Origin of the sequence: Phormidium sp. CCY1219 (genome assembly GCF_035615515.1) — a bacterium.
Taxonomy (GTDB): Bacteria; Cyanobacteriota; Cyanobacteriia; order Cyanobacteriales; family Laspinemataceae; genus CCY1219.
The window spans coordinates 1-8,313 of record NZ_JAJENT010000829.1; the positions used below are offsets into that span (position 1 = coordinate 1).

The following is an 8,313-nucleotide window of genomic DNA, read 5'->3' on the forward strand; positions in this document are numbered from 1 at the left end:
TTTTAATCCCCGCCGGATCCTCGGGTCTACAACAAAAGCTTGTTGAGAATGGTGCCAGCAACACCCCACGGGGGATAGAAACTCGCTGACAGAGAAAATCTCTCCTAACCCTTTCCTGGAGCGGGTTTCAAAAAAATTGTCCCCCAACTCGTTGACACAGAATTCCCCCACGGGGGTTATGGGGGATGGAAACTGGCTGCGGGGGGAAACTGGGTAAAATCCTCGCCCCGTGAGCTTTTGCCAAAATTCTCGCTTCCCTGCTTTTACGGGAAATTTGCCTGGGGGATAGAAACTCGTTATGGGCAAATCGTATTGCCCAAGGGTTTCCGTCCCCTTGCGGGGAGTTGAGTGGCGATCGCAGTTACGGTTCTCTGGAATAAGAGTATTCGGTTAACCGAACCTCGTCTGTCCCCTTGCCGGGAATTGAGTGGAAATGACCTTCAGATGTTGGCTCAATTTTCCCGACTTAGGGTATTGAGCCTGAAGTTTCCGTCCCCTTGCGGGGAATTGGTAGGAAATGACGAATCTCTGGGCTCGGGTGTTCGGAATGGAGACTCCTTTACAGGTTTCCGTCCCCTTGCGGGGAATTGGTAGGAAATGACGCGGAGGCTCGGGCCATCGGGGTGATTTACCCCGCCCTTCAGTTTCCGTCCCCTTGCGGGGAATTGGTAGGAAATGACGAAGCGCAGGATACTGATAATTTGCAACTAAAGATTTTAGAGGTTTCCGTCCCCTTGCGGGGAATTGGTAGGAAATGACATTAAGCGATGGAGATAGCTATGGTTTTATTATCTTTCTAGGTTTCCGTCCCCTTGCGGGGAATTGGTAGGAAATGACCTCCGTTCGTTAAAAGTGGTTCCAAGCACTACATTCTCGGCGGTTTCCGTCCCCTTGCGGGGAATTGGTAGGAAATGACTTGAAGGTGTTACCTGCACCTGCGGGCAGCCTAAGTGTGTTTCCGTCCCCTTGCGGGGAATTGGTAGGAAATGACTGACCACTCCGTTATTCCGTTAAAAGATGGTCGATGGCTGGTGTTTCCGTCCCCTTGCGGGGAATTGGTAGGAAATGACCTAAAAAAGGGGTATATTACATCGTTTCTAGCCTAGTGTTTCCGTCCCCTTGCGGGGAATTGGTAGGAAATGACTTGGGATAAGATTGAAGGACTTACTGAAGCACAAGAAGTTTCCGTCCCCTTGCGGGGAATTGGTAGGAAATGACCGGGGAGTCCCCCTAAAGTAAGACACTCCTCCCCTAAGTTTCCGTCCCCTTGCGGGGAATTGGTAGGAAATGACGACCACTGGGGAGGAGGAATATGGCTCTAAGTTATCTAGTTTCCGTCCCCTTGCGGGGAATTGGTAGGAAATGACCCTACCCTTATGAAAGCACTGATATGCCGAATTGTCAAGGTGCATTTTCGCCAGAGCACGGAGGATGAAGTTAACAAAACTTAACCCGCCGCCAGGGCAGGAACGAATCAACTCAAATTCATCCATAAACCAAAATTATCCCATACCTGCCGAAAAAAAAGCGGTAAAATTCCCGCTTCAGCTCACTCTGGCTGCAAATTCCTCTTTTTAGCTTTTTCTAACGGCTGCCGTCGCAGTGGGCGAACCTGTTACATTTCGTTACAATCCGCCAAACCCGCAGCCAGCGGTCATTTCCGCTGTGGGCATCTCCCGAAGAGCCAGAGAAGCGCTCAAAAAATCAAATAATCCGGCGGTTCGCACAGAGGAGGAGACCCATAGATTTTCGCCTGCTTCTTCGCCGTCTGATTCAGGGGATAGGCGCGCAGACTGTCCTGAGACAGGTCAAGTACCTTTAACCAGCGGTTCTCCATCAAAAAACCGAGGGTTTCCTCCTCTAGAGGACACTCGAACACCGAATATTGCACCCGCTGACAGCGCTGTTCCATCAACTTTGCCAACTTATTGCGGCGCTTATTATCGCGCAGGTCATAGCAAACCAACCAAAAATCCGTCATTTTAATCCAAATGCCTCATAATCCAACGAAGACTCCACCAAACAGCGACCCAACCATCGCCCTTGTTCGAGCAGAATTTGGCTCAAGGTCAAGCGACGATTTTGCGGGGGATAGCGCATTTGAGTGCGAAATTGCCGTTCTAATTGCCCCAAATAGAGTTTTTTCCCCATTTTCCCCAACCAGACTCCTTCACCATCCGGGGAGGGTTCGAAATCCAAAGGGTCGAGGATGTCTGACTGGACGATCGCGATCGCAGCACGGTTCACAATCACCGGGCGAAACTCCTCCATCAAATCCAACACCAGATTCGGGCGATAGGGTTCCACTGCATGAAAAAACCCCAAATACGGATCCAAACCCGCTTGAATGCAGGCGGCGAATACCCGCGCCAGGAGCACCCCATACCCCCAACTGAGCAAAGCATTCACCGGGTCGCGAGGGGGACGCCGATTCCGCCCGGTAAAGTTCCACTGCGCCGGAAACCAGTGGCGCAACCCTTGGTAGTAGGTGCGGGCGCAAATCCCTTCAATCCCCATCAGTTCATCGCGGTTGAGGGGGGTTTCCGTCTGGTTTAAGCGCAAGGAATAGGACGCCATCAGGTCGATCGCCTCGCTGAGTTGGGAGATTTTCCCCTTAGTAACGCGGTTGCGCTGTTGCAACACTTGGCGCTGATTGCGGATTTTGCCCGCCACCAATTTCTGCGCCAGGGCCATCCCAAAGGTAGTGTTCACCGTGCGATACTGGGCCAGACGAATGGTGGGATTGGTTTGGAAATGACCCTGCAGGCGTCCGCGAAACCGCCCGTCACTTCGCAGGAAGATGGTTTCGATACCGCGATCGAGCAATTGGGCGATCGCGCCATCGGTAAGCTGTACCCCGGGTAGGACCACCACCAACTCGATTTCCGCCACCCGACAGGAACTCGATTCTCCGTTGCGTTGTACGATAAGGTTTTGATTGCGATAGCGCACCACGGTTTGCGGTTCGGTTAAATATAAAGCGGTCATGGTTTTGTTCTGGGAAAGGCTTTTCTAGTTAACCACCTGTATGGAAAGCCCTTCTTCTATTGCGATTGGCACCTCACACCTGCGAGTCGGCGGTTAGGGTTTCCCCAAACAATTCGCGATCGCCGCCTAAAAACAAGCGCCATACCGCCACCACCACCCCATGTATCGCCACCGGGCACCATATCGACCCGGTTCCCCAATAGGCGATCGTGCAGGCACATCCCAACAATCCCGCCAACCCCAAAAACACCGGATTGACCATCGTTTTCTGTTGCGCTTTGGCAAAGGTAAACCCTTCTAACGGATGATAAAGCACAAACAACAGCACTCCCACAATCCCCCAACTCCACAAGGTGACATCGGAAACCGTTTCCGTGGGATGCGGAAGCAGTATAACCCGAAAGGTCAATTCCTCGGTCAGTCCGGGAATGACCAGCGCGCTTCCCATCACCCGGAGAATTTTTCTCCCGGATTTTTGCACATCCACTTGCAGAAAATCCCAGTAAAACCCGATCGCCAATGCCAGCACAGTATAACTCCCTAAAACCCCGGCAGCGAACAGCCATCCTTCCCCATCGGGAAGGGTGAAAAAGGCGGTGAGTATTCGGCGATGGATGGTATTTATCATTTCCATAGTTATATCCTCTGCTGGCGGTAAATTTATATGATATCATGGTTGGTTTCCCGGGCGGGGAAACGCGGGCGATTGAAATCGCCTGTACCATTGCTATTGTGTAAGCAAGGGAGCCTGTTAGGCACATTTATTGGAGGCGGAGGGGTGAGACGTTCCCAGGCGATCGCCAACGAGTGAGGCGAGTCAAGCTCGCAAATTAATCGCACATTTCAACCGCGCGATGGAGGCAATGTTTGTGGATTAAATTCCCCAACCAGCCCGCGTAGGAGTAGCTCGGTTCGTTTGCCACTCCGTTTTAGGGTGCGGCTCATTCCCCCGCGATATTATATCTCAAAATCTCACATACGCGCCTGATGGAACACTTGTGCTGCCGCGCGATGGAGTAGGGAATGACGATATACTAACCCAGGCATATCATCTGCATAACCGCCGCCAATGACGCAGGCGACGGGATAGCCGGCGGCGACACAGGTGCTTAGCACTTGCATGTCCCGGCGAAAAACCCCGGTATCGGTTAAGCTGAGTTTGCCCAAGCGATCGCCCCCATGCACGTCTACTCCGGCATCGTACATCACCAAATCTGGCTGAAACTGGGACAGCAAATCGGGCAAGTATTTTGCCACGGTTTGCAAGTATTCATCATCCTCCATCCCCACTGGTAAGGGCACATCTAAATCGCTGGTTTGCTTTCGCGCCGGAAAGTTCACCTCGCAGTGCATGGAAAAGGTAAACACTGTGGGGTCATCTTGGAAAATCAACGCGGTTCCATCGCCCTGATGCACGTCTAGGTCTACAATCAGTACCTTGCGGACTAATCCCAACTGTTGCAACACCCGAGGTGCGATCGCTAAATCGTTGAAAATGCAAAATCCCGACCCAAAGGTAGGAAACGCATGATGAGTTCCCCCTGCTGTATTGCACGCCAACCCGCACTCGAGGGCTAACTTCGCCGTCAGGACCGCGCCCCCCACCGCCATGCAAGTGCGATTTGCAAGTTCTGGGGACCAGGGTAAGCCAATCCGCCGCTGTGCCTTGGGTTCCAGGGTTCCTTCACAATACGCTTGCACGTAATCTGGCACATGCACCAATTCTATCCACTCTCGCGGCGGGAGGGTGGGGGTGTGAAATTGCCAGCGATGGGCCACATTATCCGCCACCAGCAACTCGTAAAGCAACCCAAATTTCTGCATCGGAAAGCGATGATTCTCGGGTAACGGCGCAACGTAGTCGGGATGATAAACAATTGGCAAATCCATTTTTCCGGTTGGGGTTGAGATTTTTTGCAGTTAGAGGTTGGAGAATGTCGCCACTCTCGCGTTTAGACTCTAAAATAAGAACAATGACTAAGGAGAGTTTATCATGCAATCGATTACTTGGCACTACGGAAGCAACAATCCGGAAAATCCGGACCATTTCGATACCATTCGCCGATGGTGGAGTAACCTCAATGGGAAGGAAGTCACTTGGCGACAGCGGATTATTCCCGCCAGTGGCGAGGTGACGGACCTGGATTGGGAACCGCAGCGCTTTGACGAACAATTCGTTATCAGCAATCCGGAAGTGCGCGGAATCACCCTCTATTGGCGAAAACCGGGCACTCCGGACCCGCGCAATACCACGGTAAGCAAACTGGAACTCGATCGCCTGCGTCAGGAATTATATATTTATCCCCAGTCTCAACCCACCTTGGTGATTCGGGTGGGAGTGGCGGCGATTCAATATAAAACCGTGAAGTTAAAAGAGGCGGAAATTGTCTTTGAGGGCAATACGCTGATTTTGCGCGATCGCACCCAATTGTTAGAGGTGAAAACCCAGTTAACCTCGCAACAAATTGGCCAATTTAAAGAACAATTACCGGAATAATTGCCGCACTTTTCACGTTGTAGGGTGCGTGACGCGGGTTAACTAATATCGCCATTATCCCCCAAACAACATCCCGCGTCACGCACCCTCCCCAATTATCATTTATGTATGGCGGATTTTATTGCGGTGCGGAAACGGCAATTTGTCCTAACTGCTTTAAAATTTGCAGCACCGATCGCAGGTCATTATCCGGATTGAACAGAGAAAACAATCAAGAATTCGCATATTGCACCAATAGATACCGCGTTGCTTTCAAAAATAAAAATTCATATTCGCACTTATCCCAAAACTGGGCAATTCCCCATTCTCTCATCCCGAAGTTTCGCCGCTATCTCTTAACATATACGCCAGCGCTTGTGAATAATAGCGCGACTCACGGCAAAATCCCTGCGCTTGAATTCGATAATTAACAACCAAAGTCGATTTTTCTGTACCAACACATCAATCCTACCCTGAATGACTATACCTTCGTCTTCTATCTCCAGACTCACTCCCGCTTCGGTTTCAATCCGAAAGGGTAGGCGGTAAAATCCCCCCAAATCCAGCAACGGCAAAACCCCCACCATTTTAACCCTATTCTCCAGTCGGGGCACATCTTCCATCAGCGCCAAAAAATTATCCTTCACCCGGTCTAACATTTACTCTTCCGTGTCGCTCAAAGTGGGATGAGTTTCCCTCCATTCCGGGAAAAATTGCGCGTCTGGTGCGAATTGTAGCCCCAATCGCTCTTTCAGCATTCTCAATGTGATTCGATTGGCGGGAATTGTCCGAATTGTGGTATAATCCATTAGCAGACTGCGACTTTCTCTCTAGGAGAGAAGGAAGCTATACCCTCCCACTCCTCAAGCGAGGGGGTGACGGGGGTAAACTCCTTTGACCATTACATCAGAAATTCTCACTCCGCGTCACCCCTTTTCGCCGATCGCAGGGCGATCGCCCTAACCATGAAACTGAATGACCCCCCGAGTGCCGTTGGTTAACCACTCTGGTACTTCCCGGTTTAAGGTCTCAATTTGATGGGGATGCACTCCACAAGCAAGTTCCGATTTTAAGGTTCGCAAGGCGACAACCGGGGCGGGAAAATAACAGGCAATATCGGCAAATTTGGTGGTAAAATCCCAGTGACGGTCCCCGAGAATCCGCCGATAGTTCGCATCTCCTTTGACGAAAATTAAGCTCGATTCTGCTATATCTTGGCGCAAGGTATCGGGCATTTCCCAGAAAACTAATGGCGAAGTCCAAAAGAAATCCTCGCGCAGCAACAAGCGATCGCTCTCTAAATACCCTTGCAAGCGATCGCCTAATGCTTGCACCGCTTTTTCAGAATGATTCGCGATCGCTTTTACCGTTTCGCGCACATCTTTGCCCATCGCATCAGACACAAATATCGGATGTGGTTTCACATGCCAGTGAATTTCGCACTGAGGATGAGTGCTGAGCAAAAAGTCCGCCAAACACAAATCGCACACCAATTCAAATCCAGAATTATCCAGAATAAAATCCAGGCGATCGGGGGTTTTCTCCTCCAGAAATTCCGCCACCCGCCAGCTATCATCCCCCAGCAGATTCTCTTCCTTTTCCGCCACTTCGATAAATACGCGATCGCCCTCTTCCGTGGGCCACAAACTTAAATCTATCCGATTCCCCCACAAGGAAAAATACATCAGAGAAACCAACCCTTTTTTATCCCATTTCCCCTGCAGTTCGTTCAACTTGGCGCTCAACGGTTGAATCGAATGCATCGCATTCTCCAACCCCCGCCGTTTTTGCACCGCATAAGGGTCTACCCCATATCCTTCGCTTAGGGGTTGAAAATATCCCGTCGCTTCCAGCACTCGCCGATAAAAATATGCCTCGATAAAATACCAAGGAATTTCCAACCAATTTTGTCCCGCATACGGGGCGAGATATCTCTCCCATGCGGCCCAATCCGGTGCAGCACTATTCGCCAGCGATCGTACCGTTTTCTCTGGCAATTCTGCCGCCAATAGTTCTAAGTTTTCCACAATTCCGGGCGGAAACTCATTTTCGGCAACAATTCGCCCACACAAATCGGGCAATCGTTCCACTACAGTATAATAAGCAAAAGACCCTTTTTCCGCTCCTTTAATCGGGGGCGGAATGGGCGATCGGGGTTGGCGATAATCACTCATTGGATAACTTAGAAGAATGAACAAGTAAGCAAGAAAAAGCCCTGGCAATAAAAGCGATTGAAATATCGCCTGAGTAATCAAAGGCGGGCGATTAAAATCGCCCCGAGGCAAAACCCAAGTCCGCCTACGCGGACTAATTGTAATCAAAGCGATTGAAATCGCGCCTAATAAAAGCGGGCGATTGAAATCGCGCCTAGGCAATCCAAGTCCGCCTACACGGACTCATGGTTTTTATTATGATAGCTCCACCGATGAGATTACTCCAGTAAATCGGGTTGTTGGCGCACAATCATGTCGTAAAGTGACTGAAAGCTAAACCATCCCATATAGTGAGTACCAACCTGAGTATAGGTCAACTGGGCGATTTCCGGACGAATGAGGATCGGAGTGCCCGCCGCTTCCGCCATCAGTTGGGCTTGACAAGAGCGCTCCATTGTGATAAACCACCAGGCAGCTTCATCCACCGAATGACCCACGGTGAGCAATCCGTGATTGCGGAGGATAACCGCTTTGCGATCGCCGAGGGTCTGCGCCAGACGGTCCCCCTCATCGAGATCCAACACCACCCCGGTGTAGTCGTCAAACACCGCATGGTCTTCTTGATACTCCCTACGGATAAATCCGAGGGATTCTTAAAGAGTCCAAAGTCGGACTTTTAAAGGCGCTTTTCCCCAC

General features: G+C 50.8%; 9 protein-coding genes and 1 CRISPR repeat array. Of the genes, 1 reads left to right on the forward strand and 8 read right to left on the reverse strand.

Features of this window, described 5'->3' with window-relative positions; genetic code table 11:
• Positions 1-485: 485 nt before the first annotated feature.
• Positions 486-1,367: a CRISPR direct-repeat array (repeat unit 37 nt; unit sequence GTTTCCGTCCCCTTGCGGGGAATTGGTAGGAAATGAC).
• Between the two features lie 329 nt (positions 1,368-1,696).
• The 4 genes from cas2 to LKK83_RS26165 form a co-directional block, all read right to left on the reverse strand.
• On the reverse strand, positions 1,697-1,981 hold the full coding sequence (cas2, locus tag LKK83_RS26150) for a CRISPR-associated endonuclease Cas2 (protein ID WP_324634405.1): 285 nt from the start codon (positions 1,979-1,981) through the stop codon (positions 1,697-1,699).
• Positions 1,978-2,988, reverse strand: coding sequence for a CRISPR-associated endonuclease Cas1 (gene cas1 / locus LKK83_RS26155; RefSeq protein ID WP_324634406.1), 1,011 nt, complete (start codon positions 2,986-2,988; stop codon positions 1,978-1,980). The genes cas2 and cas1 overlap by 4 nt, the downstream gene beginning before the upstream one ends.
• A gap of 73 nt (positions 2,989-3,061) precedes the next feature.
• On the reverse strand, positions 3,062-3,622 hold the full coding sequence (locus tag LKK83_RS26160; protein ID WP_324634407.1) for a CPBP family glutamic-type intramembrane protease: 561 nt from the start codon (positions 3,620-3,622) through the stop codon (positions 3,062-3,064).
• A gap of 338 nt (positions 3,623-3,960) precedes the next feature.
• On the reverse strand, positions 3,961-4,878 hold the full coding sequence (locus LKK83_RS26165; protein WP_324634408.1) for a histone deacetylase family protein: 918 nt from the start codon (positions 4,876-4,878) through the stop codon (positions 3,961-3,963).
• Positions 4,879-4,981: 103 nt separating this feature from the next.
• Here LKK83_RS26165 and LKK83_RS26170 point away from each other — a divergent pair, with 103 nt between their 5' ends.
• Positions 4,982-5,485 (forward strand): hypothetical protein, encoded by a 504-nt coding sequence (locus tag LKK83_RS26170; protein ID WP_324634409.1) that lies wholly within the window; start codon positions 4,982-4,984, stop codon positions 5,483-5,485.
• Positions 5,486-5,820: 335 nt separating this feature from the next.
• Here LKK83_RS26170 and LKK83_RS26175 read toward each other — a convergent pair whose 3' ends face one another.
• The 4 genes from LKK83_RS26175 to LKK83_RS26190 form a co-directional block, all read right to left on the reverse strand.
• On the reverse strand, positions 5,821-6,123 hold the full coding sequence (locus LKK83_RS26175; protein WP_324634410.1) for a hypothetical protein: 303 nt from the start codon (positions 6,121-6,123) through the stop codon (positions 5,821-5,823).
• A complete protein-coding gene (locus tag LKK83_RS26180) occupies positions 6,124-6,273 on the reverse strand; it encodes a hypothetical protein (RefSeq protein ID WP_324634411.1) in 150 nt (49 codons plus the stop codon).
• 150 nt (positions 6,274-6,423) lie between these two features.
• The gene (locus tag LKK83_RS26185) at positions 6,424-7,638 is read right to left on the reverse strand and encodes a damage-control phosphatase ARMT1 family protein (RefSeq protein ID WP_324634412.1); all 1,215 of its coding nucleotides are present in this window, start codon (positions 7,636-7,638) and stop codon (positions 6,424-6,426) included.
• A gap of 257 nt (positions 7,639-7,895) precedes the next feature.
• A complete protein-coding gene (locus LKK83_RS26190) occupies positions 7,896-8,255 on the reverse strand; it encodes a class II aldolase/adducin family protein (RefSeq protein ID WP_324634413.1) in 360 nt (119 codons plus the stop codon).
• Positions 8,256-8,313: the final 58 nt, after the last annotated feature.

Excerpts from the sequence above, each read along its gene's own strand:
- cas2 (WP_324634405.1), bottom strand. The coding sequence starts at position 1,981 with ATGACGGATTTTTGGTTGGTTTGCTATGACCTGCGCGATAATAAGCGC.
- cas1 (WP_324634406.1), bottom strand. The coding sequence starts at position 2,988 with ATGACCGCTTTATATTTAACCGAACCGCAAACCGTGGTGCGCTATCGC.
- LKK83_RS26160 (WP_324634407.1), bottom strand. The coding sequence starts at position 3,622 with ATGGAAATGATAAATACCATCCATCGCCGAATACTCACCGCCTTTTTC.
- LKK83_RS26165 (WP_324634408.1), bottom strand. The coding sequence starts at position 4,878 with ATGGATTTGCCAATTGTTTATCATCCCGACTACGTTGCGCCGTTACCC.
- LKK83_RS26170 (WP_324634409.1), top strand. The coding sequence starts at position 4,982 with ATGCAATCGATTACTTGGCACTACGGAAGCAACAATCCGGAAAATCCG.
- LKK83_RS26175 (WP_324634410.1), bottom strand. The coding sequence starts at position 6,123 with ATGTTAGACCGGGTGAAGGATAATTTTTTGGCGCTGATGGAAGATGTG.
- LKK83_RS26180 (WP_324634411.1), bottom strand. The coding sequence starts at position 6,273 with ATGGATTATACCACAATTCGGACAATTCCCGCCAATCGAATCACATTG.
- LKK83_RS26185 (WP_324634412.1), bottom strand. The coding sequence starts at position 7,638 with ATGAGTGATTATCGCCAACCCCGATCGCCCATTCCGCCCCCGATTAAA.